The organism is Geomesophilobacter sediminis, from assembly GCF_016458275.1.
Lineage (GTDB): Bacteria > Desulfobacterota > Desulfuromonadia > Geobacterales > Geobacteraceae > Geomesophilobacter > Geomesophilobacter sediminis.
This window is the reverse complement of the sequence record NZ_JAEMHM010000006.1, coordinates 33,251-58,862: the sequence shown is the minus strand read 5'-3', so window position 1 is coordinate 58,862 and position 25,612 is coordinate 33,251. Positions and strand designations below refer to the sequence as shown.

The window sequence follows — 25,612 nt, the reverse complement described above, 5'->3', positions numbered from 1 at the left end:
GCATGAAATGGTTTTTGGATCTGGGCATTGCAAAGAAGCTGATCGGGAGCTTTCTGCTGCTGGCAGTACTGGCGGGGGGAATCGGTTGGATCGGTACCTCGAAAATTCACACCATCAAGACCGCGGATACCTTTCTCTATGAGAAGGTGACGATGCCTCTGGAAGACATGGGTGCCATCTCGGTAGCCTTTCAACGGGTCCGCATCAACCTGCGCGATCTGGTGGAAACCAACGATCCCGCCGAGAAGCGGAAGATCAATGAGACCATCAAAACGCTTCGTACCGGCATCGCCGAAAAGGTCGCCGACATCGAAAAGACGCTGACCAGCGAAGAGGGACGCAAGCTGGTGGAGGACTACAAGCAGGTCCGGGTCGAATACGGGCGCTACATCGAGCAGATCATCGCACTGGCCGAGGTGGACCGGGACGCCGAGGCGCGGGCCATCATCACCGGCGAAGGCAAAAAGTCCGCCCTGCACTACCAGGAAGTCCTCGACCGCATGGTGAACGCGAAGCTGGAGGAGGCCAAGGTCACTGCGGAGAACAACGTCAAGGTTGCCAATGCGGCGACCGCGTTCATGATCGGCGTGGCCATCGCGGGAGTGGTGATCGCCTTGCTGCTCGGGCTTTTCATCGCGCGGATCATCTCGGTACCGTTGCGCCGCGGGGTCCTCTTCGCCCACGCGGTCTCGGAAGGGGATCTCACCCAGACCATGGACCTCGATACCAAGGATGAAGTCGGGCAGCTGGCCCAGGCCCTGAACGAGATGGTGACCAACCTGAAGGAGGTGGTCGCCGGGGTGCAGAGCGCGTCGACCAACGTGGCCGCGGGAAGCGAAGAACTCTCCACCAGTTCCGGGGCGATGAGCCAGGGCGCAAGCGAGCAGGCCTCTTCCGCCGAGGAGGTCTCCAGCAGCATGGAGGAGATGAGCTCAACCATCAGCCACAACGCCGACAATGCGGCCCAGACCGAGCGGATCGCCGTCCGCAGCGCGGAAAATGCCAAGGAGAGCGGCAAGGCGGTGGAACAGACGGTGCAGGCGATGCGTGAGATCACCGGCCGGATCACGATCATCGAAGAGATCGCCCGCCAGACCAACCTGCTCGCCCTGAACGCCGCCATCGAGGCGGCACGGGCCGGCGAGCACGGCAAGGGATTCGCCGTCGTGGCGGCCGAGGTGCGCAAGCTTGCCGAGCGGAGCCACGGCGCCGCAGTCCAGATCTCGGAGCTTTCGGCCAACAGCGTGAGCATTGCCGAGAAAGCCGGCCAAATGCTGGAGCAGATGGTCCCGGACATCCTCAAGACTGCGGAACTGGTCCAGGAAATCAGCGCTTCGTGCCGCGAGCAGGGAACCGGCGCCGAGCAGATCAACAAGGCGATCCAGCAGCTGGACCAGGTCATCCAGCAAAACGCCTCGGCCAGCGAGGAAATCGCCTCGACCGCCGAGGAGCTGAGCTCCCAGGCCGAACTGCTGCAAAGCAGCATCTCTTTCTTCCGGATCGAAAACGGCAGGGGCGCTTCCCGCACCGCCGCTCCCCGCGCGATTCCCGCAACGCCGAGGCCGACGCTCCCCCCGGCCGGCCGGAAACCTGGAGCCACCGAAACCAAGCGCACCAGCGGGGTCGACCTCAGCCTCGGGAAGGACCTGTTGGACGACGGCTTCGAGACCTACTGAACCCCGCTCCACAGACATCATGCAAAAGAGCCCCGGAACCAGGTTCCGGGGCTCTTTTCGTTTTCCGTTCTCAGCAGCAGGGAAGGCACTCCCAGCCATCCTGCGGTTACAGGTGAATCCCGCCGGAGACCTCAATCCGCTGCCCGTTGATCCACCCGGCTTCGTCGGAAAGAAGCACCGCGACCGCCCCGCCGATGTCATCCGGAAGGCCCACCCGGCCGAGAGCGGTCTGTCCGGCGATGAGCTGGTTGATGTCGGCACTGTCACGCACCCGGCCGCCGCCGAAATCAGTTTCGATCGCCCCCGGAGCAAGTACGTTCACCGTGATGCGCCGCGGCCCCAGCTCCTGGGCGAGGTAGCGGGTGAACACCTCGATGGCCCCCTTGGCCGAGGCGTATACCGCCATTCCGGGCATGGAGAAACGGGCCAGTCCGGAGGAGATGTTGAGGATCCTGCCGCCGTCTTTGATCAAGGGGAGCAGCTTTTGGGTCAGGAAGAACACCCCCTTGAAATGGATGTTCACCAGCTGGTCGAACTGTTCCTCGCTGGTCTGCGCAATCGGCACGCTGATACCGATCCCGGCGTTGTTGATCAAGAAGTCGAAGTCGCTGCGCTGCCACCGCTGCTCGAGAGTGGCTTTGAGGGCCTGTCCGAAGCTATCGAAGCTTGCGTGCGCGGCAACGTTGAGCGGCAGCGCGAGGGCCCGGCGCCCCAGGCGCTCGATCTCGGCTACGACCGCGTCTGCTTCCTCGCGGCGGCTTTGATAGGTCAAGATGACGTCGGTTCCCCTGGCGGCGAGGTGCAGGGCCATGCTGCGGCCAAGGCCGCGGCTTCCTCCGGTAATCAGTGCGATCTTCATCGGTGCTCCTTTAGGTTTGGATGTTCCTGCGGGATGATGCCCGCGCTCGACGACAAGCTGCCAATAAAGGGAATGCGGCGGTCTTTAAGAACGCTGAAGCGTACCCTGTGGGAGCGCCTTTCCAGGCGCGAATAAGCGCCGTCGTTGCCGCCTTCGGCGGTTCGCGCCAGGAATGGCGCTCCCACAGAAAGTAAAGGGTGAAGTATAGAGGAGTTTGCTGCAACGGCAAATTGGTCCGTCAATGAACCGGCCCCGGAGCCCCGGCCGGTTCTGCCTACCCACCGTGGTGCGCGGCGCCCTTCGCGGTAAGTACGGCGCAGGTGCCGACCACGCCGCAAAGGGCCATGGTGGCGGACATCGGCAACGCGGTCCCGTTGTGGAAAAGGCCGACCAGTGCGCCACCCGACGCGCCGAGGGTGTACTGGATGGTGCCAAGCAGGGCGGAGGCGCTCCCGGCCGCTTTGTCGAACGGGGCCAGGGCCAGCGCGGTCATGTTGGGATAGAGAAGTCCGGTCATGCAGAGGCAGATGAAGATGCACACCGCCTGCGCCGGGAAGCCGCCGAGGCCGGTTGCCGCCGTTGCGGCGAGGGCAAGGCCGGAGATCGCATTGACCACGAAGGCGGCCGCCCCGATCTTCTGGGGGGTAAAGCGGTGTAAGAGCTTCCGGTTCACCTGCGAGGCTCCGATCAGGCCGAACGCGTTGACGCCGAAGAACAGCCCGAATTGCTGCGGCGAAATCCCGTGCAGCTCGATGAAAACGAACGGCGCGCCGGAAATGTAGGCGAAGTTGACCCCGGCCACGCAGCCAAGGGCCACCGCGTAACGCAGGTAGTTGCGGTTTTTGAGCAGATGGCCGTACACCTTCACCATCTCCGCCCCGCTGCGCCGGTGGCGACGTTCCGCCGGAAGCGACTCGGGAAGCCCGACCGCCGCGGCCGCCAGCGAGATCAGGCCGAAGATGGCGAGAAAGCCGAAGATCCCCCGCCATCCGGTCACCAGGAGGAGCTGTCCCCCTCCGAGCGGCGCGAGGATCGGGGCGATCCCCATGATCAGCATGAGCAGCGAAAACATCCGGGCCGCCTCGGTGGTGTCGTAGAGGTCACGCACCACCGCCCGCGAGATCACCATCCCCGCGCCGCCGCCAACCGCCATGGCGACCCGCCAGAAAAGAAGTCCGGCGCCGCTGTGCACCAGGGCGCAGCCGATCGTCGAGGCGACGTAGAGGGAAAGCCCGAGCAGCAGCGGTGCCCGCCTCCCCCACCGGTCGGCGAGCGTGCCGTAGAAGAGCTGGCCCAGGGCGGAACCGAAGAGAAAGGCGGAAACCGAAAGCTGCACCGTGCTGAGCGGCACGTTGAGGTCCCGGGCCATCTGGGGAAACGCCGGAAGGTACATGTCGATGGACATGGCGCTGAAGGCGGTCAGCGCGCCGAGGATGAGCACGAAGCCGGTGAGCCGGGCGCGGGACATCTCGGCGGGAAGTGCGGACGTAGCGGTTTTCATTGCGGTAAAGCCTCCAACTGGTTGTAGCATACAACTATATCGAAAAAAAAAGGCTCAGCGGGAAAGGTTGGCGTAGGCCCGGCGCAGGACGTCGCGGCAAAGTTCGGCCTCGTCCTCGGAGATCCCCTGCTGGGCCTCCTCGAGGATCGCTTTGGCGAGCCCGGTGGCCCGGTCCATCAATTGCTTTCCCGTGTCGGTAAGGTAGAGGAGGCGCTCCCGGGCGTCGCCGGGGCCGGGGAGGCGGACGATCAGTCCGCGCGCTTCCAGCCCCGCCGCGAGGCGGGCCATCGTGGTCTTGTCCTTGGAGGTCTTCTCCGCAAGAGCCCCCTGGGGGAGGCCGTTGCTGTCCCAAAGCTGCACCAGCAGCGAGTACTGCTCCGCGGTGATCGGCAGCTCCTGTTGTGCGAGGGCGGCGTTCAGCCGCCGCAGCACCGCGCGGGAGAAGCGCGCCGCCAGGTGCCCGAGGGATTTCTCCAGCCGGTAGTCGTTCGGTTTATCCTTCATAAGTTGCAAGATACAACTTTTATGGCAGTTCGGTCAACGTCAATCTATAGGCTTACCCCCCTCCAGGGGACGTCGGCTTACGCCGAGTCGTCATCACAACCGGCACAGTCACAGAGATCGCGCCGGGGCTCTCAGTTAACTCCCTCCACCATTCATCAGCGTCACGACTCTCCGCACCACTGAAGATATTACCCAGCTGTGACATTTCAATGTTCCCGGTTAAACTTTGTGCGTTTGCCCCTCTCTCAAACTACGGTGGCTCATGTGCCTTTCCACCGACAAAAGTGACCCGATTTGACTTTGGTCAAATTTTTTCGTCGCGGCTTACTTCAGTATAGGCCGCTACTCAAACCGGTCGTCATACTGTCCGCCTTAACCTCCTGAGAATTTGATGGGAACTGGTGCCTGCAGGGCCGGTCTCCATGATCACCATCGAGGTAACAATGGCGTTACCCCAACCTTTCCCAAGCAGTACCAGCCGAGCCGACTCATGACGCTATCCCGCAAGGAATTTCTGCGCCGCGGCGCCCTATCCATTGGCAAAGGCGCCCTCGATCTCGTCGGCCTCTTCGGCGGCAAGATCCCTCGACCGTCGACTCCTCCCGACGAGGCGGAAGAGGCTATCCTCCCCTCCCCCGAGGCGGTGGCAACCGGCCCGGCCGCACATTGCCTGGCGAGAAGTTGCGGCTGCTTCAGCTGCGTCGACCACTGCCAATCTGGAGCCATTTCCATCGCGCTCGGTTCCGCCATCGCCATCGATCCCAACCGATGCACCGGCTGCGGGAGTTGCACTTTCGTCTGCCCCACCACCCCCAAAGCCGTTTCCCTCGTTCGACGCACCCCCGCTCCGGCCGCCTCGGCCACCCCGGCCGCGGAGAAAGCAGAAGCCGCGTCGGACAAGGAGGGAGAGTGAGCCTTCTCATGGGGATGATTCTTCAGAAACGATCCACGGGAGCGACATGGTTACCATAGAGCAGGCACAAAAGATCATCCTGGAAAGGGTGCCCCCCCTGCCGACGCAGCGGGTGCCGCTTTTGGATGCCGCCGGTCGCGTCCTGGCCCAGGATCTGGTCACCCCTTACGATTTCCCGATGGTCGACACCTCGGCCATGGACGGCTATGCCTTCTGCTTCGACAGCCTAAACGGTGAGGCACTGCCGGTTTCCGGGTTCCTTCCCGCGGGAGCGGAACCCACTCCGGTCCGTCCCGGCACCGCGGTGCGGATCATGACCGGCGCCCCGGTCCCCCAGGGATGCGATACCGTGGTCCCGATCGAGGAGACCGCGCCCGACGGGGAAGGGATCGTGTTGACCGGAAAGGTCCGCAAAGGGAGTCACGTCCGAAAGCGCGGCGAAGACCTCCGTCGCGGCGAGTGCGTCGTCGCTGCGGGGAGGGTGATCCGGGGGCCCGAGGTCGGCATGGCGGCCTCCCTCGGGATGATCGACCTTCCGAGCTACCGTCGGGCCAAGGTGGCGCTTCTGGCGACCGGAGACGAGCTTTTGGAAATGGGCGCCCCGCCGATGCCCGGCCGGATCGTCAACAGCAACAGCATCAGCCTCGCGGCCCAGGTAATCACCTTGGGGGCGGCGCCCCAGTTTCTCGGCATCGCCCGCGACGACCTGGTCGCGACGATGGTGAAGCTGCGCGCCGGGCTGGAATCCGATGCGGTCGTGGTGACCGGCGGCGTATCGGTGGGCGACCGCGATTATGTGAAAGAGGCGATTGAAAGCCTGGGCGGCGAGCTCCTTTTTTGGAAGGTCAACATGAAGCCGGGGAAGCCGGTCGCTTTCGCAATGGTGGGTAACACCCCGGTATTCGCCCTGCCGGGTAACCCGGTGGCGGCACTGGTGGGGTTTGAGCTCTTCGTCCGGCCGGCGCTTTTAAAAATGATGGGGCACCGGGCACTGTTCCGTGCGTCGGTCAGGGCGCGGGTCACCGCTGCGGTGGCGAACCGGGGAGATCGCCCGCACCTGCTGCGGGGAAGTGTCGTCGCCCAAGCAGATGGAGCTGCGGTGACAGTCGCGGCCAAGCAGAGTTCCGCCAATCTCGGGTCGATGACCGGGAGCAACGCCCTGGTTCTGCTGCCGCCCAATGCGGCGCTGGAAGCCGGCGCGATGGTGGACGCGATGCTGTTGGATTAGGACCGCCAGCATCCCAAATTCCGACAACTCCCCTCTTTGCGAAGGGGGCGGGGGGGGATTTGCCTTTGAGGTTCTGGCACCTCCACCGAACGGACTGAAACCTCAGAGGCAAATCCCCTAAATCCCCTTTTTTCAAAGGGGGACTTCAAAGCAAAAGGAGCCTGCCATGCCAGTTTCAGGAGTCGTGCTCGGATGTTCCGCCGCTGCCGACGAAGTCGCCGCCCGGGTGGCCGCAGTTGACGGAGTCGAGGTCTATGGCGTGCTTCCGGACGGATTGATCGTTGCCGTGGTCGAAGCCGACACCGTCGAAGGCGAGGTCTCGCTGGTCTCCGCCCTGCACGACGTTGAGGGGGTCGCCTCGGTCCGGCTCGCCTATCACAATTTCGAAGATGTTGCCTAGCAGGTAATCCCGTGGTCTGAACCGGTCACGGTGGACTACCTGCTCCTCAGATTCAATTACCAAGGAGGAAGATATGACCGTATCCAGGCGTGATTTTCTAAAGGCGAGCGCAGCCGCGGCGGCCTTTGCTGCAGCCGGAGCATCCGCACTGAACCCGCTGCGTCCCAAAGATGCCGACGCCGCGTCCACCTCGGGGCTCACCTGGGGCAAGGCCCCCTGTCGCTTCTGCGGGACCGGTTGCGGCGTTTTGGTCGGCGTCAAGGACGGGAAGATCGTCGCTACCAAGGGTGACCCGCAGGCGCCGGTCAACAAGGGGCTGAACTGCATCAAGGGGTACTTCCTCTCCAAGATCCTCTACGGCAAGGACCGGCTCACCAAGCCGCTGATCCGCAAAGGGAACCGGATGGTGGAGGCCTCCTGGGACGAGGCGATGAACCTCATTGCAGCCAAGTTCAAGGAGTCCATCGCCAAGCACGGCCCCAACTCGGTCGCCATCTACGGGTCGGGGCAGTGGACCATCGCCGACGGCTACGCCGCCGCCAAGCTCTTCAAGGGGGGGATCGGCACCAACAACGTCGAGGCGAATGCGCGGCTTTGCATGGCATCGGCAGTGGTCGGCTTCATGACCACCTTCGGATCCGACGAGCCGATGGGATGCTATGACGACCTCGACCTGGGCGACACCTACATCCTGTGGGGGGCCAACATGGCGGAGTGCCACCCGGTCCTCTTCTCCCGCCTCATCGACAACCGGCTGCGCAACCCCAAGGTGAAGATCGTCGACTTCGGCACCCGCTTCACCCGAACCTCGCAGATGGCGAACCAGTACGTCAAGTTCGCCCCCCAGTCCGACCTCGCCCTTTTGAATGCCATCGCCCACGTGATCGTGAAGGAGAAGCTCTACGACCAGGGCTTCATCAACAAGCACGTGGTCTTCAAGAAGGGGAAGGAGAAGATCGGTTACGGCCTGGAGGACAAGTTCAAGTTCGCCGACGACCCGAAACCGATGACCTTCGAGGAGTACCAGGCCTTCCTCAAGCCGTACACCCCGGAATACGCCTCCAAGGTCTCCGGTGTCCCGGCCAAGACCATCGTGGAGATCGCCCGCCTGTACGCCGACAAGAGCCGCAAGGTCTGCTCGCTTTGGACCATGGGGGTGAACGAGCACAGCCGCGGCTCCTGGGTGAACAACCTGATCTACAATGTCCACCTTCTGACCGGCAAGATCTGCAGGCCGGGCGAGAACCCGATGTCGCTCACCGGCCAGCCGTCGGCCTGCGGTACCGCCCGCGAGGTCGGGACCTTCACCCACCGCCTCCCCGCCGACATGGTGGTCACGAACCCCGAGCACCGGGAGAAGGCGGCGCGGATCTGGGGGGTTGATCCCCACAAGATCCCGGACAAGCCTTCCTACCACACCGTCGAGATGTTCCGCGCCCTGGACCGCGGCGACATTCGCTGCATGTGGATCCAGTGCACCAACCCCTTCCAGTCGATGCCCAACCTGAACCGCTACCGCAAGGGAGCGCGCAAGGAGGGGCGCTTCATCGTCGTCTCCGACATCTACCCCAACCGCACCACCGAGCAGGCCGACGTGATCCTGCCGACCGCGTCCTGGGTGGAAAAGGAAGGGATGTGGGGCAACGCCGAGCGCCGCACCCACCACTTCCACAAACTGGTGAACGCCCCCGGCGAGGGGCGCAGCGACCTGGCGCAGTTGATCGACTTCGCGCACCGGATGGGCTACGGGCACCTTTTCCCCTACAAGCATCCGGAAAAGGAGATCTGGGAGGAATACCGCAAGTTCGGCGAAGGGCAGGGAAAGGATCTCGCCCCCTACGAATCCTACGTCAAGGCACGCGGCCTGCGCTGGCCGGTGGTGAACGGCAAGGAGACCCGCTGGCGCTACGTCGAGGGGCACGATCCCTACGTCAAGGCGGGTGAAGGGATCAAGTTCTACAAGAACAAGGCGACCAACTACAAGGCGGTCATCTGGGCCCGTCCCTACGAGCCCCCCGCGGAGATTCCCGACAAGCAGTACCCGTTTTGGCTCTGCACCGGCCGCGTCCTGGAGCACTGGCACACCGCCACCATGACCGGACGGGTGATGGAGCTCAAGCGCGCCAACCCGAACGCGGTCTGCGAGATGCACCCGGAGGACGCCAAGCGCCTCGGGATCAAGAACCGCGACAAGGTGCGGGTCTCCTCGCGGCGCGGTTCAGTCGTCCTCACCGTCGATCTGAACGGACGCGGCAAGTCGGAGCGGGGGAACCTCTTCGTCCCGTTCTTCGACGAGACCAAACTGATCAACGAGCTCTGCATCGATGCCTACTGCCCGCTTTCCGGGGAACCGGACTTCAAGAAGTGCGCGGTCAGGGTAGAGAAGGCGTAACCGACAGAGGTCCGCATGGCTATTGAAACTCCAACCACCGGGATCACCCGGCGCCGCTTCCTCAAAAACGGGGTGGCGGTGCCGCTTGCCCTGGCGCTCGCCGGGGGGAGCATCTCGACCCTCTTTTTGCGCCGCGCCGACGCCCGGGGCTTCTATCTCAGGCCGCCGGGGGCGCTGGAGGAGAGCCGGTTTCTCGCCGCCTGCGTAAAATGCGGCAAGTGCGCCCAGGCCTGCCCGAACAACTCGATCCGGATGGCCGGGGCGGAGGCGGGGATCGGCATCGGCACCCCGCACATCATCGCCCGGGAGACCCCCTGTTACCTCTGTCCCGATCTCCCCTGCGTCAAGGCCTGCCCCTCCGGCGCTCTGGACAAAACGCTCACCGAGGTGGAAAAGGTCCGGATGGGGACCGCGGTGATCGTGGACCGGGAGGCGTGCCTCTCCATCCGCGGGCTGCGTTGCGAGGTCTGCTACCGGGAATGCCCGCTGATCGACAAGGCGATCACCATCGAGCCCCGCCACAACGAGCGGACCGGGACCCACACCATCATGGAGCCGGTGATCCACCGGGATAAGTGCGTCGGCTGCGGCATCTGCGAGCACGCCTGCGTCCGGGAAAAGCCGGTGATCGTGGTGATCAAGAGCCCCCCGGAGCAAAAGGATTCCTATGAGTTTTAAGTGGTGGCCCGTGCGCCGCACCGTACAGTTCCTGGTCCTGGCGCTGATCGCCTCCCCGTGGGCCGGCCTTGCCGTCTTCCGGGGCAACCTCGCCGCCGGCGACCTTTTCGGGTTGAGCCTCGCCGATCCGCTGGCGTTTTTGCAGGCGACGCTCGCCTCGCGGCAGTTCGTTCCCTCCTTTCTGCTCTCGGCGGCGATCGTCACCGCCTTTTACTTCCTGGTCGGGGGACGCACTTTCTGCGGCTGGATCTGTCCGGTCTACCTTCTGACCGAACTCGGAGAGAAGCTTCGGGCCCGTTTCGGTGGGGTCGACCGGAGCTATTCGTTAAACGGCACCCGGTGGGCCTTTGCGGTGACCCTGGTCGTTTCCCTGGCCGCCGGCATCCCGCTGTTCGAGGTGCTCTCCCCCCTCGGGATCACCGCCCGGGCGATCATGTTCCGGGCCTGGCTGCCGCTGCTGCTTCCATTGGCGATCCTCATCGTCGAGCTCTTCGTGGCCCGGCGCATCTGGTGCCGCTCGCTCTGTCCGGTGGGCGGCTTCTATTCCCTGATCGCGCGCTTCAGCCCGCTTCGGGTCGGTTTCGAGACGAGCAAATGCAACCACTGCGGCGTGTGCCGGGAGGCCTGCCCCGTTGAGGAAGTCCTGGCGCCCTCCTTGGAATCGGGAGCGCGTCAGGTCGTTTCCGGCCACTGCACCCGTTGTATGCGCTGCCTCGACAGTTGCCGAACCAAGGCATTCCGCGTCAACCTTACGTACCGCTAGACATCTTTCTTTCGCGCTTGATTTTTCCGCCTAGAGGAGGTTCCGGATGAACAGCTTTGCCAGATTTTTGATCTTTGCCGGCTTGATACTTTCCCTCGCTGCCACGGCTTCCGTCTATGCCGAAGAGCCGGAGAACTTCAGCAGTGACGCCGCCCAAGGGACCGGGGAGCCCCCGACCGTCCCGCACAAGATCCCGGACGGCGCCACCAGCGAGTCCTGTCTCGGCTGCCACAAGACCGGCACCAACGGCGCGATGGAGACCTCCCATCCCGAGCGACTCGACTGCACCCAATGCCACGTCCAGGGAGAGGTGAGCGCCCCGGCGATCCCCCACAAGGTGCGCGGCGCCATCGCCGCGAAGACCTGCAACAAATGCCACCTGACGGGGATCAAGGGCGCGCCCAAGACCAAGCACCCGGAACGTACCCAGTGCGGGCAGTGCCACGAGAGGGCGAAACAGGCATAAGCAAGGGGACTGGCTCCGCAGGTGCCAGTCCCCCTTTTTGGTGTGGAAACAGAGAAGCCCTTGGCGGTTGCCAAGGGCTTCTTTTCATTTCCAGGGAGTTCCGCTTTTGAAAGGATGTCGCGTTTCGTACCGCAACGCGGCCTGCCTTTATCTCGGCTTGCGCGGGCCGGGGGCGAAATTTCGCCCGGTCATTGCATCCATCTCGTCGATCCACCCGGCCCTGGCGTCGGGAAAGGCGTCCGCATACGGGACGTACGGCTTGATGTCGAGGACCGGCGTCCCGTCCAGAAGATCCACCCCGCGCAGGTGGAGGGTCTTCCCTTCGATCTTCACCAGTTCCACCGCCGACAGCCCAATGGAGTTGGGACGATGCGGCGACCTCGTTGCCAGGACACCCCGCTTGGGTCCCCCCCGGGGCGGCTTCACGCTGCTTCGCCAGCCTTCACTCAGGTGAAAAGCAAAGACCAGCCAGAGCCGCTCGAAGCCACCAAGGTCCTGAATGACTTTCTCATCCAGCCAGTCATCCAGCTCCAGCCTGGCGGTAGCGAAGGCACCGGTTTCCGTGCCCGCAACTACGGTACTTTGATGCGGCGTGTCGATACGGCGGGAATAAGGGGATCGCAATACCCCAATCGGTGTATAGGTGAAGCGCAGATCTTGAGTCATGTCAGGCTGATTGCATCCGTTGTTCCAGTGGCAAGGCGGACCGGGCGTCGTAGCTGGTGACGGCGCCGGGGCACCGCACCGCAAAAAGGCCCACTGCTTTCGCTTCGGGCCTTCCCGTTCGATCACCGATTCGTCCGGAGATCGGTTCGAAAGTCTCCCATATTCCAAAGAGATATTGCAAGGAGAAAACTACCGGGCCAGAGACCGCCGTGCGGATTCCCCAGGATGCCTGGCGCTGCTGTCATTCCCATCAGGCGGATCTCCCCGGCGGCTGGCCCCCCGGTTCGTCGGCATCACCGAGCCCCGGTTGCCGGGGGATCAGCAGCTCCGCTCCCGCTGCAGGCGCCAAACAGCGTCCCAGTTCCTCGATCAACAGCTTGATCTCGATCGGCTTGGACACGTAACCGTCAAATCCCTGCGCCAACAGCCGTTCCCGGTCACCTCGCAGCGCGTGCGCCGTCACCGCCACCACCGGGGTGTGGCCGCCGGTCGTCGCTTCCCGGGTCCGGATCGCTTCGGTCACCTGCAACCCGTCCATGTCCGGCATCTGAATGTCCATCAGGATGCAGTCGATTCCCCCCTGACGCCACCGGGCCAGGACCTCCGCACCGTTTCGGGCAGCCTGCACCCGGTGCCCCATCCGCTGCAGCACGGTCGTCAGAAACAAAATGTTGGTGTCGTTGTCGTCGGCCACCAGCACGTTGAGCGGTCGGAGGTCGCTGGGCCGGCGCGAAAGCAGCGACGGTCTCGTAATCGCCGCGAGCTGCGGCACCCTCTGGAACGGGAGCTGGAGGTGGAAGGTCGTTCCCTCCCCCGGGCTGCTCTCCACCGAGAGCCCCCCCGTCATCAGGGCGGCGAGGCGCCGGCAGATCGCCAGCCCGAGACCGGTTCCGCCGAAGCGGCGGGTGGTGGTGTTGTCCGCCTGCTCGAATGGGGCGAAGATGCGCCGGAGGTGCTCCCGGGGGATCCCAATACCGGTATCGGCCACCGATACGTCCACGAGCACCCGGCCCTCGTCGCGCTCCAGAAGGGCAACGTCGATGGTAATGCTCCCCTTTCGGGTGAACTTGATGGCGTTATCGAGCAGGTTCAACAGGATCTGCTTGACCCGGAGCTCGTCGCCAAGGAGCGCCGCAGGGAGTTCCGGTGCGAAGCGGGTGACCAGTTCCAGTTCCTTGGCCCGAACCGAAGGCAGGACCGATGCCACCAGTTCCTCGACGCATTCCTTCAGGGAAAAGGTCGCCACCTCCAGATCCACCTTCCCGGCCTCGATCTTGGAAAGGTCCAGGATGTCGTTGATCAGGGCCAGCAGGTTCTGGCTCGACTTGTCCATCGCCTGCAGGTACTGGTGCTGCTCCTTGGACAGCTCGGTATTCTCCAGCAGCCGGACCATCCCGATGATTCCGTTCATCGGGGTGCGGATTTCGTGGCTCATGTTGGCGAGGAACTCGCTCTTGGCCCGGTCCGCCGCCTCGGCCCGTTCCTTGGCCGCGCGCAGCTCCTCTTCGGTCTGCTGCCGTACCTGGACCTCCAGCTTCAGGTCCCGGGTCCTTTCCTCGACCTTTTGTTCCAACTCCTCGTTGAGCAGCGTCACCTTTTGCTCGCTTTCTTTCACCCGGGTGATATCGGTGAAGGTCATCACCACCCCTTCCATTTCTCCGGCTTCGGTGCGAAACGGCATGATCCGGTTCAAAAGCCAACGGTTCTCGCGGGTTCGCTCCTCCTTCTCGACCGGGATTCCCGATGCCAGCACCTGCTGGATGTCGGCCAGCATCTCCTGCTGGTTGGCGAGGTGGTAGGCGATGTGGTCGATGGGACGGCCGATGTCCCGGGGAAGCAGCTTGAAGAAGGAGGCGACCGCCGGGTTGTACTTGCGGATCCTCAGGTCGCGGTCCAGGAAGACGGTGCCGATGTCGATGCTGGAGAGGAGGTTGTCGTGATCGGTGTTGAGCTGCTTGAGTTCGATGTTTTTGCGCTCGAACTCGGAGTTTACCGAGTAGAGCTCCTCGTTCACCGAATGGAGCTCCTCATTGGTGCTCTGCAGCTCCTCGTTGGAGGCCAAGAGCTCCTCGTTGGTCGCCTGCAGTTCCTCGTTACTGGTCTGCAACTCCTCTATGGTCGCCTGCAGGCTCTCCCGCGTCGACTGAAGCTCGAGTTCCAGGTCGGCCACGTACTGCCGGAACTGGCTTTCCGGCTCGAAATTGCCGATCGACTCCTCCTTCGCCTCCTCGGCCGGAAGTTCCACGTCCCGCACCCGCACAAAAGAGAGGTGCTGGTGGACTATCTGCCGCTTCTCGTCGGGAAGCGGGGTCACCACGAGGTCGACCAACTGCTCTTTCTCGCCCTGCCGCACCCGGATGTTGCGGGTGAGGATCTCCTGGCCGGATTTCTCAGCCCGCTGCAGTGCCGTGGAGAGGGCAACGTGGAGGTTTCCTTCCACCATTCCCAGCAGGTTGTTCTCGGGTCGCCCCTCCGGCACCTTGAGGTATTCGAAGACGTTGCCGAAATAGTGGATTACCTGCCGGTTCTGGTCGATGAGCAGGCCCGGGGGCATGTAGCGCCGCAGCAGGCTGTCGTAGTCCGAGAGGACCTGACGGTCCAGGCTCACCATCCGGCTGCTCCCCGGCTGGAACGCGGTCACCGGGTGGGGCGCCTGGAGCCGCTCGCTGCGGCTCGCATCGATGTTGAAGGAGAGCTTCAGGTCCCGGATTTTGCGGAAGATCTTGTGCTGGCTCGCTACCGCATCGAACTCCCCGACCAGCGGCCCAAGTCCTTCACTGCTCCCGAGGAAGAGGAATCCGTCCCGCTTCAGCGAGAAGTGGAACAGGGAAATCACCTTCTCCTGCACCTCGGACTGGAAGTAAATCAGGAGGTTGCGGCAGCAGACCAAGTCGAGCCGGGTGAACGGAGGATCGCTCAAAAGGTTGTGCGGCGCGAAGACCACCATTTTGCGCAGGTCCGTGTTGATCCGGAATTGACCGTTGTCCTCCCTGCGGAAGAAGCGCTCCAGGCGCTCCGGACTGACGTTGGCGAGACTGCTCGGCAGGTAGAGTCCCTGGGAGGCCGACTCGAGCGAGCTCTTGTGCACGTCGGTACCGAAAACGGTGATCTTTCCGGAGTAGCCGATTTTATGCGCCTGCTCAGCCAGGAGGATCGCGAGCGAGTATGCCTCTTCACCGGTCGCGCAGGCCGCCGACCAGACCCGGAGGTCCTCGCCGTCGTGCCGGCCGGCGAAGATCTTCGGGATCACCTCCTTTTCCAGAAAAGCGAAGGTCTTGGGATCACGGAAGAACTCGGTCACCCCGATCAGCAGGTCCTTGTAGAGAATCTCCAGCTCCGTCTGGTCTCCGGAGACGATCGCGGCGTAGTCGGCAACCTCGGGGATCTGCCGGAACTCCATCCGGCGCCGGATCCTTCTTCCCACGGTGGAGGCCTTGTACTTGGAGAAGTCGAGGTTGTAGGCGCGGCGCAGCAAGGCGAAGACCCCCGCGTATTCCCCCTGGTCCTCGAAAACCTCCAGTTCGTGCTCCTTCCGGCTGCGCACCGCCACGGGGCTTCTCCGGTATTCGTCGAGTACCTGCGGTATCTTGCCCGGAGCAAGCACGAAGTCACAGACGCCGGTAGCGATGGCGTTGCGCGGCATCCCGTCGAACTGCGCCGTTTCCGGTGCCTGGGCCACCACGAGTCCCCCCTTGGTGCGGATCGAGACGATGCCGCGCGAGCCGTCCGAGCCGGTACCGGAAAGGATCACGGCAATCGCCTTGTCGCCGGCATCGTCGGCCAGGGAGTTGAAAAAGATGTCGATGGGGAGCTCGTTGTGCTGGCTGAGGTTCTTCTCGGTCAGGTAGAGTTTCCCGTTGCTGACCGTCATGTGGGACTTCGGAGGGATGAGGTAGATGCGGTCGGGCTGGAGTTCGACGCCATTTACGACCCGGTGGATGCTCATGGAGGTGTGCCGGGAAAGGAGGTCGTCCATGAGGCTTTTGAAGTCCGGGGAAAGGTGCTGGATGACCACGAAGGCCATCCCGGTATCGGCAGGGGTGTTGTCGAAAAACTGCTCCAGTGCGTTGAGTCCACCGGCTGATGCGCCGATGCCGACAATATATGAAGGCTTGATACCAATATCATCACTGTTCGTGGTCATGGCCATACCCTCCAAAGCAGTTCTGCTATCAATAACCTAAAAGAAGAGGCCCTCCCTTTAATGCCAATGGGCAGTTACGTTTCCTAATGAGGAATATATGCCGCCCCCACGGTAGTGTCAATGGGGCATAAAGACAAAAAAGGCCCGGTTGGACGTGTAACTTTTCCGGCTAGGGATCAAGGTGGGCAAAAGGCCAGGGGAGGTGCGGTCGGAAGGAGATGCTTTGGTGGGGCCGGTACGAAAAAAGGGCCTTACCGTTTGGCAAGGCCCTTTTTCTAAAATGGTCGGAATGAGAGGATTCGAACCTCCGACCCCCTGCTCCCGAAGCAGGTGCGCTACCAGGCTGCGCTACATTCCGGTGGTGTGTCTCGGGAAGCTGTATGTTTAGCTTTTTCGCGTCCAAATGTCAACACAAAAATACACTCCGGTTTCTCCTGTCTCGACGACATCCGCATCGGCTCTCCTGACTTGGTACCGATCGGGAATCTATCAGCCTGTGGTGCGGATGACACAGATGGCATTGTCCCCTTCTCCCGGTCGTGGATATCAGCTTTTCATTGTCCAACTGCCGTAACTATACAATACTACGCCAGACTCCCCTTTTCGTAAGGCATCTCCCCACACTCAGAGATCGATGTCGCGGTCGACACCTCCCTTCGCATACTCCTCATAGTCAAGACAAGCCCCCCCTTAAGGACAAGAAAAACGTTGTCAGAAAAAGAGGGAAGTGTTAAAAATTATCATTTTGCGATCGCCCGCAGCATCGACGACACACCTTGCGCTCCGGGCTCCCGGGTCAACCCCCATCCCGCCCACCCAACCGTTGAAAGGTTTATATGAGCAGCGCCGCAGGACAGGAAACCACCTGGTTCGCCAGGGTGCGGATCTTCCTGGAAATGATCAAGTTTTCCCACACTATCTTCGCCCTCCCCTTCGCTTTCACCGGAGCGCTCCTGGCGGGGCGCGGTGTTCCCGGAGTCTCGAAGGTCGGCTGGATCCTGTGCGCCATGGTCGGTGCCCGCACCGCCGCAATGGGGCTGAACCGGGTGATCGACGCCGAGATTGACGCCCGCAACCCGCGGACCGCGACCCGGGCCATTCCCGCCGGGCTCCTCGGCCGGGGCGCGGTGCTGGCTTTCTGCGTGATTTCGATCGCGCTGTTGCTTTTCGCCGCGGGGATGCTGAACCCGCTCTGCCTCTACCTCTCCCCGGTCGCGCTGGGCTTCATCCTGCTCTATTCCTACTGCAAGCGTTTCACCGCCCTCGCCCACGTGGTCCTCGGCATCTGCCTCGCCGGTGCCCCGCTCGGCGCCTGGATCGCAATCAAGGGGGAGCTTGAGCCCGGCGCCTACCTCCTCGGGTTTGCCGTCCTTTTCTGGGTGGCCGGTTTCGACATTCTCTACGCGCTCCAGGATCTCGAGTTCGACCGCAAAAGCGGGCTGCATTCGATCCCGGCCAAGCTCGGTGTCCGCGGCTCCATCCTCACCGCGCGGCTGTTCCACATCGTGACGGTCATCCTGCTGGCGGCGCTTTTCGCCGTGATGAAACTCGGTCCCTTCTTCCTGTCCGGCCTTATCGTCACCGTGATCCTGCTTTGCTACGAACACTGGCTTTTGCGAAACGGCGAACTGGAAAAGCTGGATGCGGCCTTCTTCAATATGAACGGCTACATCAGCGTCACCCTTTTCCTCGCGACGCTGGCCGACGTGCTGCGAGGCGTGGCGTGAAAAGGCATTTCGCCCTTGCCCTGACCGGCGCATCCGGCGCGATTTACGGGCTGCGGCTCACCGATGAGCTCCTCAAAGCCGGGCATGACGTGACGCTCCTGATCTCTTCCGCCGGCTTCGCCGTGCTCAAAGAGGAGTGCGGCTTGGACTGGGCTGACGATCCGGCCCTGCCGGAACGGCTCCGGCTCCATTTCGGCGCGGGCGAAGAACTGAACTATTACGGCGAAAAGGACCTCCTGGCACCCATCGCCAGCGGCTCGCGTGCTCCCGACGCCATGGTCGTCGTGCCCTGTTCCATGGGTACCCTCTCCCGGGTGGCCTGCGGCAACTCCGGGAACCTCCTGGAGCGGGTGGCCGACGTGATGCTCAAGGAGAACCGGCCGCTGCTCATGGTGCCGCGGGAAACGCCGTTGAACGCCATCCACCTGGAACACATGCTTAAACTCGCGCGCCTCGGGGTGCGGATCGTTCCGGCCATGCCCGCTTTCTACCAGCATCCGGAGACCCTCGACGACCTGGTCGACTTCGTGGTCGGGAAGATCCTCGACGCGCTCGGTGTGGAAAATGCGCTGTTTCGGCGCTGGGGGAACCCATCCTAACCTCTCCATTAAGGAGACGGGACGTTACCTCGGTTGCTCTTACTGACGAATAGCTCTCTTTGAATGGAGCGGTGCTGAAATAGAAGGACTTTGCAAACAATGACTACTTTTGCAGCTATAGCGGAAAAGGTTCAGGCCGGTCAGCGGATCGACGAGGCGGAAGCGCTCGTCCTCTTCCGGCACGAGGATCTCCTCGAGCTGGGCGAGCTGGCTGCGGCGGTTAATAGGCGCAAGAACGGCAACAAGGTGTTCTTCAACGTCAACCGCCACATCAACCACACCAACATCTGCGTGAACCGCTGCCGGTTCTGCGCCTTCTTCCGGGCCAAGGAGGACGAGGGCGCCTACCTGATGAGCCTGGACGACGTCCGGAGCCGGGCCGAGGAAGCACTGCAGCAGGGGGCGACCGAGATTCACGTGGTCGGCGGTCTCCACCCGGATCTCCCGTTCGAGTTCTACCTGGAGCTGCTGCAGACCATCAAGTCGGTTTCGCCTACCTTGCACGTCAAGGCCTTCACCGCGGTGGAGATCGCCTACCTGGCAAAGCTTGCCGGGCTGAGCATCGCCGACACGCTGGGGCGGCTCAAGGAGGCGGGTCTGGGATCGCTTCCGGGCGGCGGGGCGGAGATCTTCGCCCCTGAGGTTCGCGACCAGCTCTGTCCGGAGAAGATCTCCGGGAAACAGTGGCTTTCCATCATGGAAGAGGTGCATAAAAGCGGACTCAAGTCCAACGCCACCATGCTCTACGGGCACCTGGAGCGGATCGAGGACCGGATCGACCACATGCGCCAGTTGCGTGAGTTGCAGGACCGGACCGGCGGTTTCCAGGTCTTCATCCCGCTCGCCTTCCAGCCCGAACACTCCCAGCTGAAGATCGCGGGGGGCGGGACCACCGGCGTCGACGACCTGCGGACCCTGGCGGTGGGGCGGATTTACCTCGACAACTTCGCCAACGTGAAAGCCTACTGGGTGATGCTCGGCGCAAAGATCGCCCAGGTTGCGCTCTCCTTCGGGGTGAACGACCTGGACGGCACCGTGGTGGAAGAGCGGATCGGCCACGAGGCGGGGGCGGATTCGCCCCAGGCGATGAGCCGGGACGGCATCCTGAACCTGATCCGCAAAGCCGGGCGGGTGCCGGTCGAGCGCGACACGCTCTACCGGGAACTGAAGGTTTACTAGGAAAGAGCCTTTGCAGCGGGGTCCGATCCGACCGATCGGTCGGATCCGTCAGATCGGTCGGATCCGTCAGATCGGTCGGATCGGACCGCCGCAAGGGCACAGGAGATAGCAGCACTATGCTGGACAAACTTCGCGAAAAACTCACCGCCGGCGCGGCTATCACCGCCGACGAGGCGCTTTGGTGCCTCACCGACGCCGACCTCCTCGGCCTGGGGCGGCTGGCGGACTCGGTGCGGCGCCGGCTGCACCCGGACCGGCTGGTGAGCTTCGTCGTCGACCGCAACGTCAACTACACCAACGTCTGCGAGTCCAAGTGCCGCTTCTGCGCCTTTTACCGTGACAAGGAGGCGTCGGACGCATACATTCTGCCGACCGACGTCATCCTGAAGAAAATCGGGGAGCTGGTCGAGCAGGGCGGAACCCAGCTCCTCATGCAGGGGGGGCTCCACCCCGACCTGAAGATCGAGTACTTCGAGGGACTGTTCCACGCCATCAAGGCGCAGTTCCCTCAGGTCCAGAACCACTCCCTCTCCCCGGCGGAGATCACCCACGTCGCCGAGATCTCCGGACTCACCGTGCGCCAGGCGTTGGAGCGGCTCAAAGAAGCCGGGCTCGACTCGGTTCCCGGCGGCGGCGCCGAGATCCTGGTGGACCGGGTCCGGGCCGAGATCTCCCCGAAGAAGATCGGTTGGGAGGGTTGGGCGCGGGTGATGATCGAGGCGGCCCGCCTCGGCATGTCGACCACCGCCACCATGATGTTCGGCAGCCGCGAGAAGCTCGAGGACATCGTGGAACACCTGTTCCGGGTGCGGGCGCTGCAGGCGGAGGGAGGGAGCTTCACCGCCTTCATCCCCTGGACCTACCAGCCGGGCAACACCGAGCTCGGCGGCGCGACCGCCACCGGCGCGGAATACCTCAGGGTGCTGGCGCTTTCCCGCATCGTCCTGGACAACGTACCGAACATCCAGGGGAGCTGGGTAACCCAGGGGGCCAAGATGGCCCAAGTCGCCCTTTTCTTCGGCGCGAACGATCTGGGTGGCACCATGCTCGAGGAAAACGTCGTCGCCGCGGCCGGATGCTGCTTCCGGATGTCGCAGCAGGAGATGATCGACCTGATCCGCGACGCCGGCTTTGTCCCGGCGCGGAGAACAACGCTTTATAAGATATTGGAGACGTACTGAACGCGGCAGAAAAGCGGAGTAGAGAAATGACCCAGTTGCGCAAAAACATCGCCGAGATGGCGGGGTACGTCCCCGGCTTCCAGCCCCAGGACGTGGCGTCGTACATCAAACTGAACACCAACGAGAACTCGTATCCCCCCTCGCCCAAGGTACTCGAGGCGATCGCGCGCGAGGTGAACGACGGGCTGCGCCGCTATCCCGACGCGGGGAGCACCTCGGCTCGCGAGGAGGCCGCCAAGCTCTACGGCTTCGATCCTTCCTGGATCATCATGGCCAACGGCTCCGACGAGGTCCTCAACAACCTGATCCGCGCCTTTGCCGGGGAGGGGGAGGAGATCGCCTTCATCCACCCGTCCTATTCTTACTATGGAACGCTCGCCGAGATTCAGGGCGCTACGGTTCGCACCTTCGGGCTCAACGAGCGTTTCGAGCCGCAGGGCCTGCCGGAGCGCTACGACGGCAAGATTTTCTTCCTCACCAACCCGAACGCGCCGCTCGGCTTCACCTTCAGCAAGAAGTTCATGATCGACCTCGCCGGCCGGCTTTCCTCGGGCGTCCTGGTCGTGGACGAGACCTACGCCGACTTTGCCGACGACACCGCGCTCGACCTGGTGAAATCCCTCGACAACGTCGTGGTCACCCGCACCTTCTCCAAGAGCTATTCGCTTGCCGGCATGCGGGTCGGCCTCGCCATCGCACGCCCCGAGGTGATCGCCGCGCTCAACAAGATCCGCGACCACTACAACCTGGACCGACTGGCCCAGGCCGCCGCGGTTGCCGCGCTCAAGGACCAGGATTACCTCCGCAGCGTGGTCAAGAAAACCCGGGCCACCCGGGAGTGGTTCACCAAGGAGCTGGAAAAACTCGGCTTTACCGTGATCCCCTCCAGCGGGAACTACGTCTTCGCCACCCCCCCCGACCGCGACGGCGGCCGGGTCTACCAGGCGCTGTACGAGAAGAAGATCCTGGTGCGGCACTTCACCGACCCGGTGATCGCCCATGGCGTCCGGATCACCATCGGGACGCAGGAGGAGATGGAGACGACGCTGGCCGCGATTGCCGCCATCTCTTATTCCTCCGCTGCCTGAGAGTGACCCCGGGACTGAAAAACCTTGAATCAGGAATGAAAAGATTGTAATGTTTTACCTTCCGCGCCGGCCGGACCAGTAACCGGCGGCGCCGATACTCTAACTGACCGCATGCAGATGCAGAAACGGTGGGAAATTGCAGAAAAAAATCGACGAACATAGTACAGCCAGCCTGATTACCAACCAGCCGAGCCTGGACCGCCTGGTAGAGCGCCTCTCCAACCAGCCGGTGCTCGCCTTCGACCTGGAGGCGGACTCCCTGCATCACTACACGGAAAAGGTCTGCCTGATCCAGGTCTCCACCGAAGACGAAACCTGGCTGGTCGATCCCCTCGCCCAGGTGGACGTACGGCTCCTGGCCCCGATCTTCGCCGACCCGTCCGTGAAGAAGGTCTTCCACGGCGCCGACTACGACATGCGCTCCCTCTACCGCGATTTCGGCATCGAGGTGGTGAATCTTTTCGACACCATGATCGCGAGCCAATTCCTGGGTGAAAGCGAGTTCGGCCTGGCGGCGCAGCTCAAGAAGCGCTACGGGGTCGAGTTGGACAAGCGCTTCCAGAAGGCCGACTGGAGCAAGCGCCCCTTCTCCACCGAGATGATGGAATATGCCGCGAAGGACACTTCGCTTTTGATCGGCCTGTACCGGCAGCTGGAAGGCGAGCTGAAAGCCAAGGGCCGCCTCGCCTGGGTCGAGGAGGAGTCGGAGCTCGTGGCACGGGTCCGCTACAGCTCGCGCGAAGGGGAGCCGATGGTGGTCCGCTTCAAGGGGGCGAGCCGCCTCAAAACCCGTGAGCTCGCGGTCCTGGAAGAACTGCTGAAGTTCCGCGACGAAAAGGCACGCAGTGCCGATGTCCCGCCGTTCCGGGTGCTCGGCAACGACCTGCTCCGGGAGCTTGCCGAGAAGCAGCCGCGGTCGATGTTCGAACTGGTCGGGGTGCAGAGCCTGACTCCCAAGCAGATCGACCGTTACGGCAAGGGAATCCTGCAGGCGATCGTCACCGGCCTTGCCACGCCGCCGGAAAAGGTGCCCCAGCTCGAATCGTCGCGCCGCCCGGTCCTGGACCGCAACGTGGAGGAGCGGGTCAAGCGGCTCAAGTTCTGGCGCGAGAAGAAGGCCGCCCAGCTCGGCCTCGGGGTCGGGCTGGTGGCGAACAACGCTCTATTGGAGGCCCTGGCCGAGCCCGGCCCGGTGAAGCTCTCGCTCTTGAAGCGCTGGCAGCACGAGGCCTTCGGCAGCGAGATCGAGGAGCTGCTCAAGTAAATAACGCAATGCATAGGTAAAAGAAGAGGCTGGCCCCGGGATGGGACCAGCCTCTTCTTATTGATGTGCTCTTGGTAGGAGCGGCATTCCTGCCGCGATCAGCGTTTTCAATCGCGACAAGAATGTCGCTCCTACAGGGCGCGGAAACTACGGAGCATCTGTCGGCGGCGGGCTCTCTGTCTCCGGCAGGGTTTCGACCACCGGTTGGAAGGTGCCGGCATCGAAGATGAGCGGCGGGTCTTCCGCGGCGCCGGTCACCTCTTCCAGGGTAACCATTTCCTCCAGGAGCAGCGCCGAGGTTTCCTCCCCCTCGTCAAACTCCTCACGGCGCCCCAACACCCCGGGCTGCGCCCAGGCGGTCGGCGGCGGGAGCACAGCTCCCTCCAGGACGATTTCCTCCGCCTCGGCTGCGGGAGCGGCCCGGCCCAGATCGGTTGCCGCAAAGACGCCCAAGTCGAACAGGTCAGTCGGCTTGGGCGGTGCGCTGTCCAGCACCAGCTCCCCAGCAGGTGCCAGGGGCGGTTCTATGGTTCTTTTCTCCTGGGGAAGCGCCAGAACCGGGGGCGGGAGCTGAGGCTGCAGCAACGGCTTGATGCCGCAGCGCTTCTTGACGTTGGTGAGATCGGTACTGCACTTCTTGCATTGGTCCAGGAACTCGAAGCTGTTGTAACCGCACTTGGGGCATTTCATGGGTTACTCCTTTTGCTTCAGCCGATATCCCCCCAATGAAACTGGAGTATCGAAACGATGGCGAGCCCGGCGGTCTCGGTGCGCAGGATGCGGCTGCCGAGGGATACCGGGATAAAACCCTCCTGCTGCGCCTGCCGTACCTCCTCGTCGGTGAGCCCACCTTCCGGGCCTACGATGACCGCGATGCTTTCGGGAGCCGGCATCCCGGCCAGCGCCTGACGCAGGCCGTTTACCCGCTCCCCTTCCCAGAGCAGTAGCTTAACAGAGTGGCTATTGCCCCGCAACGTGGGGCCCAAGGCCCCGGCGAAGGAGACCTTCGGGATGGTTTTACGCCCCGACTGGCGCGCCGCCTCCTGCACGATCCTCTCGCAACGCTCCAGGCGCCCCGCGCTCCGATCCTCCTTGAGCTTCACCACGGAACGTGCCGCCTGAAAGGCGACCACCTCGGCCACCCCCAGTTCGGTGCACTTCTGGAGGATCAGGTCGAACTTCTCCCCCTTGGGGAGCCCCTGGTAAAGCGTGATGGCCGGGTAGCCGGAACTCTCGGCTGCCGCTTCCGGTGCCGATACCTTGACGGTCAGGCTCTTGGCGCCGACCTCGGTGATGACCCCGTCAAAGCTGCGCCCCGCGCCGTCGGTGAGGGAAACCGCGGCCCCCGCCTTCAGGCGCAGGACGCGAGCCATGTGCCGGTAGAGCTCCCCCGTGATGCACGCCTCGTCGTCGACGACCGCGTTATCCCCGAGAAAGAAGTTCCTCATGCCGCGGGCCGGGACAGGGTAATGCAGCTCCACTCTTCCTCGTGGGTGCACTCGACCAGGGTAAGGCCGGGGAAACCGTTGCGGACGAAATCCTCTTTTTCGGTGAGTATCCCGGACAGGATCAGCCAGCCGCCGGGGCGGACCCGGGCGACCAGTTCCTCGGCGAGCCGGACCAGTTCCTCGGCGAGGATGTTGGCCACCACCACCCCGAATTGGCCGGCAATCCGGTCCAGCGGCGTGGTGGAGACGTCGATCGCGCCGGAAAGTCCGTTCAGTTCCACGTTTTCCTCGGTCACCCGGACCGCTTCCGGGTCGATGTCGACGGCGACAATCCCCTGGGCCCCCATGAGAGCCCCGGCGATGCTGAGCACTCCGGAGCCGGTGCCGACGTCGAGCAGGGGGGCGGGGAAGGTCCCGCAACTGCGGTCGTAGCAGATCCTTTCCATGGATTCCAGGCACATCCGCGTGGTCGGGTGGGCGCCGGTGCCAAAGGCCATGCCGGGATCGATCTGGATCACCAGGTCCCCGGGGAGCTCCTGGTAATCTTCCCAGGTCGGCTTGATCACCATCCGGGTCCCGATCCGGACCGGTTTGAAATGGACTTTCCAGTTGTTGGCCCAGTCTTCGTTCTTGACCACCCGGATCACCGGCGGGGTGAACGGGCAGGTGCCGTACTCGGCGCGGTGCCGGGCGAGGAACTCCTCGATCTGACCCCGTGCCTCCTCGAGCGCCGCATCGGCGGGAAGGTAGGCCTTGACGCTTTTAATGGGGGTGTCCTCGAGAGTATCGAGGGAGAAGGTGTCGACGTGAAGGTTGTCGATCCCGACGCCGGTTCCCGTCAATTCCACGAGAAAATCGGCGAGCGTTTCCACCAGGGCGGCCGGCACCTCACAGGTGATCTCGGCCCAATCGGTCTGCATGCAAGCTCCTTTTTCG

Annotated in this window: 22 protein-coding genes and 1 tRNA gene; 14 read left to right on the top strand and 9 right to left on the bottom strand. The window is 63.3% G+C overall.

Features of this window, described 5'->3' with window-relative positions; all coding sequences use genetic code 11:
- Positions 1-2: 2 nt before the first annotated feature.
- Positions 3-1,676 carry a methyl-accepting chemotaxis protein gene (locus JFN93_RS08285; protein WP_199383592.1) on the top strand — a complete coding sequence of 558 codons (1,674 nt, stop codon included), beginning with the start codon at positions 3-5 and terminating at the stop codon, positions 1,674-1,676.
- 106 nt (positions 1,677-1,782) lie between these two features.
- On the opposite strand, the gene JFN93_RS08280 is transcribed toward JFN93_RS08285, so the two are convergent.
- From JFN93_RS08280 to JFN93_RS08270, 3 genes are all read right to left on the bottom strand, one after another.
- On the bottom strand, positions 1,783-2,535 hold the full coding sequence (locus tag JFN93_RS08280; protein ID WP_199383591.1) for an SDR family NAD(P)-dependent oxidoreductase: 753 nt from the start codon (positions 2,533-2,535) through the stop codon (positions 1,783-1,785).
- A 274-nt stretch (positions 2,536-2,809) separates the two neighbouring features.
- A complete protein-coding gene (locus JFN93_RS08275; protein WP_199383590.1) occupies positions 2,810-4,036 on the bottom strand; it encodes a multidrug effflux MFS transporter in 1,227 nt (408 codons plus the stop codon).
- Between the two features lie 54 nt (positions 4,037-4,090).
- The gene (locus JFN93_RS08270) at positions 4,091-4,540 is read right to left on the bottom strand and encodes a MarR family winged helix-turn-helix transcriptional regulator (RefSeq protein WP_236021610.1); all 450 of its coding nucleotides are present in this window, start codon (positions 4,538-4,540) and stop codon (positions 4,091-4,093) included.
- 490 nt (positions 4,541-5,030) lie between these two features.
- Between JFN93_RS08270 and JFN93_RS08265 the strand changes: the two genes are divergently transcribed.
- The 7 genes from JFN93_RS08265 (at position 5,031) to JFN93_RS08235 (ending at position 11,380) form a co-directional block, all read left to right on the top strand.
- The gene (locus tag JFN93_RS08265) at positions 5,031-5,453 is read left to right on the top strand and encodes a 4Fe-4S binding protein (RefSeq protein ID WP_199383588.1); all 423 of its coding nucleotides are present in this window, start codon (positions 5,031-5,033) and stop codon (positions 5,451-5,453) included.
- Between the two features lie 46 nt (positions 5,454-5,499).
- A complete protein-coding gene (locus JFN93_RS08260; RefSeq protein ID WP_199383587.1) occupies positions 5,500-6,681 on the top strand; it encodes a molybdopterin molybdotransferase MoeA in 1,182 nt (393 codons plus the stop codon).
- 166 nt (positions 6,682-6,847) lie between these two features.
- Positions 6,848-7,081: a chaperone NapD gene (locus JFN93_RS08255; protein ID WP_199383586.1), complete on the top strand. Its 234-nt coding sequence runs from the start codon at positions 6,848-6,850 to the stop codon at positions 7,079-7,081.
- Between the two features lie 73 nt (positions 7,082-7,154).
- Positions 7,155-9,473: a molybdopterin-dependent oxidoreductase gene (locus JFN93_RS08250; RefSeq protein ID WP_199383585.1), complete on the top strand. Its 2,319-nt coding sequence runs from the start codon at positions 7,155-7,157 to the stop codon at positions 9,471-9,473.
- Positions 9,474-9,488: 15 nt separating this feature from the next.
- Positions 9,489-10,151: a ferredoxin-type protein NapG gene (gene napG, locus JFN93_RS08245; protein WP_199383584.1), complete on the top strand. Its 663-nt coding sequence runs from the start codon at positions 9,489-9,491 to the stop codon at positions 10,149-10,151.
- The gene (locus JFN93_RS08240) at positions 10,141-10,914 is read left to right on the top strand and encodes a NapH/MauN family ferredoxin-type protein (protein WP_199383583.1); all 774 of its coding nucleotides are present in this window, start codon (positions 10,141-10,143) and stop codon (positions 10,912-10,914) included. The genes napG and JFN93_RS08240 overlap by 11 nt, the downstream gene beginning before the upstream one ends.
- A gap of 46 nt (positions 10,915-10,960) precedes the next feature.
- Positions 10,961-11,380, top strand: a complete 420-nt coding sequence (locus JFN93_RS08235) for a hypothetical protein (protein ID WP_199383582.1) — start codon at positions 10,961-10,963, stop codon at positions 11,378-11,380.
- A gap of 147 nt (positions 11,381-11,527) precedes the next feature.
- On the opposite strand, the gene tsaA is transcribed toward JFN93_RS08235, so the two are convergent.
- The 3 genes from tsaA to JFN93_RS08220 form a co-directional block, all read right to left on the bottom strand.
- Positions 11,528-12,046 carry a tRNA (N6-threonylcarbamoyladenosine(37)-N6)-methyltransferase TrmO gene (gene tsaA, locus JFN93_RS08230; RefSeq protein WP_199383581.1) on the bottom strand — a complete coding sequence of 173 codons (519 nt, stop codon included), beginning with the start codon at positions 12,044-12,046 and terminating at the stop codon, positions 11,528-11,530.
- 250 nt (positions 12,047-12,296) lie between these two features.
- Positions 12,297-16,190 carry a chemotaxis protein CheB gene (locus JFN93_RS08225; RefSeq protein WP_199383580.1) on the bottom strand — a complete coding sequence of 1,298 codons (3,894 nt, stop codon included), beginning with the start codon at positions 16,188-16,190 and terminating at the stop codon, positions 12,297-12,299.
- A gap of 281 nt (positions 16,191-16,471) precedes the next feature.
- Positions 16,472-16,548, bottom strand: a tRNA-Pro gene (locus JFN93_RS08220).
- A gap of 478 nt (positions 16,549-17,026) precedes the next feature.
- Here JFN93_RS08220 and JFN93_RS08215 point away from each other — a divergent pair.
- From JFN93_RS08215 to JFN93_RS08190, 6 genes are all read left to right on the top strand, one after another.
- Positions 17,027-17,917, top strand: a complete 891-nt coding sequence (locus JFN93_RS08215; protein ID WP_199383579.1) for a 4-hydroxybenzoate octaprenyltransferase — start codon at positions 17,027-17,029, stop codon at positions 17,915-17,917.
- The gene (locus JFN93_RS08210; RefSeq protein ID WP_199383578.1) at positions 17,914-18,516 is read left to right on the top strand and encodes a UbiX family flavin prenyltransferase; all 603 of its coding nucleotides are present in this window, start codon (positions 17,914-17,916) and stop codon (positions 18,514-18,516) included. Before JFN93_RS08215 ends, JFN93_RS08210 begins: the two co-directional genes overlap by 4 nt.
- Positions 18,517-18,615: 99 nt before the next feature.
- Complete coding sequence (gene mqnE / locus JFN93_RS08205) at positions 18,616-19,695, top strand: aminofutalosine synthase MqnE (RefSeq protein ID WP_199383577.1); 1,080 nt, start codon at positions 18,616-18,618, stop codon at positions 19,693-19,695.
- Positions 19,696-19,811: 116 nt separating this feature from the next.
- The gene (gene mqnC / locus JFN93_RS08200; protein WP_199383576.1) at positions 19,812-20,876 is read left to right on the top strand and encodes a cyclic dehypoxanthinyl futalosine synthase; all 1,065 of its coding nucleotides are present in this window, start codon (positions 19,812-19,814) and stop codon (positions 20,874-20,876) included.
- A 26-nt stretch (positions 20,877-20,902) separates the two neighbouring features.
- Positions 20,903-21,964 carry a histidinol-phosphate transaminase gene (gene hisC / locus JFN93_RS08195; RefSeq protein ID WP_199383575.1) on the top strand — a complete coding sequence of 354 codons (1,062 nt, stop codon included), beginning with the start codon at positions 20,903-20,905 and terminating at the stop codon, positions 21,962-21,964.
- A gap of 136 nt (positions 21,965-22,100) precedes the next feature.
- Complete coding sequence (locus tag JFN93_RS08190; RefSeq protein ID WP_199383574.1) at positions 22,101-23,228, top strand: ribonuclease D; 1,128 nt, start codon at positions 22,101-22,103, stop codon at positions 23,226-23,228.
- Positions 23,229-23,375: 147 nt separating this feature from the next.
- Here the strand turns inward: JFN93_RS08190 and JFN93_RS08185 are convergent, their stop codons facing one another.
- The 3 genes from JFN93_RS08185 to prmA are packed head-to-tail and all read right to left on the bottom strand — an operon-like array spanning position 23,376 to position 25,596.
- A complete protein-coding gene (locus tag JFN93_RS08185; RefSeq protein ID WP_199383573.1) occupies positions 23,376-23,918 on the bottom strand; it encodes a hypothetical protein in 543 nt (180 codons plus the stop codon).
- A 17-nt stretch (positions 23,919-23,935) separates the two neighbouring features.
- Complete coding sequence (locus JFN93_RS08180; protein WP_328753662.1) at positions 23,936-24,709, bottom strand: 16S rRNA (uracil(1498)-N(3))-methyltransferase; 774 nt, start codon at positions 24,707-24,709, stop codon at positions 23,936-23,938.
- Entirely contained in the window at positions 24,673-25,596 is a 924-nt protein-coding gene (gene prmA, locus JFN93_RS08175) for a 50S ribosomal protein L11 methyltransferase (RefSeq protein WP_199383572.1), read from the bottom strand. The genes JFN93_RS08180 and prmA overlap by 37 nt, the downstream gene beginning before the upstream one ends.
- Positions 25,597-25,612: the final 16 nt, after the last annotated feature.

What these genes read in the sequence shown, in the direction of transcription:
- JFN93_RS08235 (WP_199383582.1), top strand. Translation starts at nt 10,961, where the DNA reads ATGAACAGCTTTGCCAGATTTTTGATCTTTGCCGGCTTGATACTTTCC.
- JFN93_RS08215 (WP_199383579.1), top strand. Translation starts at nt 17,027, where the DNA reads ATGAGCAGCGCCGCAGGACAGGAAACCACCTGGTTCGCCAGGGTGCGG.
- JFN93_RS08265 (WP_199383588.1), top strand. Translation starts at nt 5,031, where the DNA reads ATGACGCTATCCCGCAAGGAATTTCTGCGCCGCGGCGCCCTATCCATT.
- mqnE (WP_199383577.1), top strand. Translation starts at nt 18,616, where the DNA reads ATGACTACTTTTGCAGCTATAGCGGAAAAGGTTCAGGCCGGTCAGCGG.
- hisC (WP_199383575.1), top strand. Translation starts at nt 20,903, where the DNA reads ATGACCCAGTTGCGCAAAAACATCGCCGAGATGGCGGGGTACGTCCCC.
- mqnC (WP_199383576.1), top strand. Translation starts at nt 19,812, where the DNA reads ATGCTGGACAAACTTCGCGAAAAACTCACCGCCGGCGCGGCTATCACC.
- JFN93_RS08285 (WP_199383592.1), top strand. Translation starts at nt 3, where the DNA reads ATGAAATGGTTTTTGGATCTGGGCATTGCAAAGAAGCTGATCGGGAGC.
- JFN93_RS08225 (WP_199383580.1), bottom strand. Translation starts at nt 16,190, where the DNA reads ATGACCACGAACAGTGATGATATTGGTATCAAGCCTTCATATATTGTC.
- JFN93_RS08240 (WP_199383583.1), top strand. Translation starts at nt 10,141, where the DNA reads ATGAGTTTTAAGTGGTGGCCCGTGCGCCGCACCGTACAGTTCCTGGTC.
- JFN93_RS08275 (WP_199383590.1), bottom strand. Translation starts at nt 4,036, where the DNA reads ATGAAAACCGCTACGTCCGCACTTCCCGCCGAGATGTCCCGCGCCCGG.
- JFN93_RS08185 (WP_199383573.1), bottom strand. Translation starts at nt 23,918, where the DNA reads ATGAAATGCCCCAAGTGCGGTTACAACAGCTTCGAGTTCCTGGACCAA.
- JFN93_RS08255 (WP_199383586.1), top strand. Translation starts at nt 6,848, where the DNA reads ATGCCAGTTTCAGGAGTCGTGCTCGGATGTTCCGCCGCTGCCGACGAA.
- napG (WP_199383584.1), top strand. Translation starts at nt 9,489, where the DNA reads ATGGCTATTGAAACTCCAACCACCGGGATCACCCGGCGCCGCTTCCTC.
- JFN93_RS08270 (WP_236021610.1), bottom strand. Translation starts at nt 4,540, where the DNA reads ATGAAGGATAAACCGAACGACTACCGGCTGGAGAAATCCCTCGGGCAC.
- tsaA (WP_199383581.1), bottom strand. Translation starts at nt 12,046, where the DNA reads ATGACTCAAGATCTGCGCTTCACCTATACACCGATTGGGGTATTGCGA.
- JFN93_RS08280 (WP_199383591.1), bottom strand. Translation starts at nt 2,535, where the DNA reads ATGAAGATCGCACTGATTACCGGAGGAAGCCGCGGCCTTGGCCGCAGC.
- JFN93_RS08250 (WP_199383585.1), top strand. Translation starts at nt 7,155, where the DNA reads ATGACCGTATCCAGGCGTGATTTTCTAAAGGCGAGCGCAGCCGCGGCG.
- JFN93_RS08260 (WP_199383587.1), top strand. Translation starts at nt 5,500, where the DNA reads ATGGTTACCATAGAGCAGGCACAAAAGATCATCCTGGAAAGGGTGCCC.
- prmA (WP_199383572.1), bottom strand. Translation starts at nt 25,596, where the DNA reads ATGCAGACCGATTGGGCCGAGATCACCTGTGAGGTGCCGGCCGCCCTG.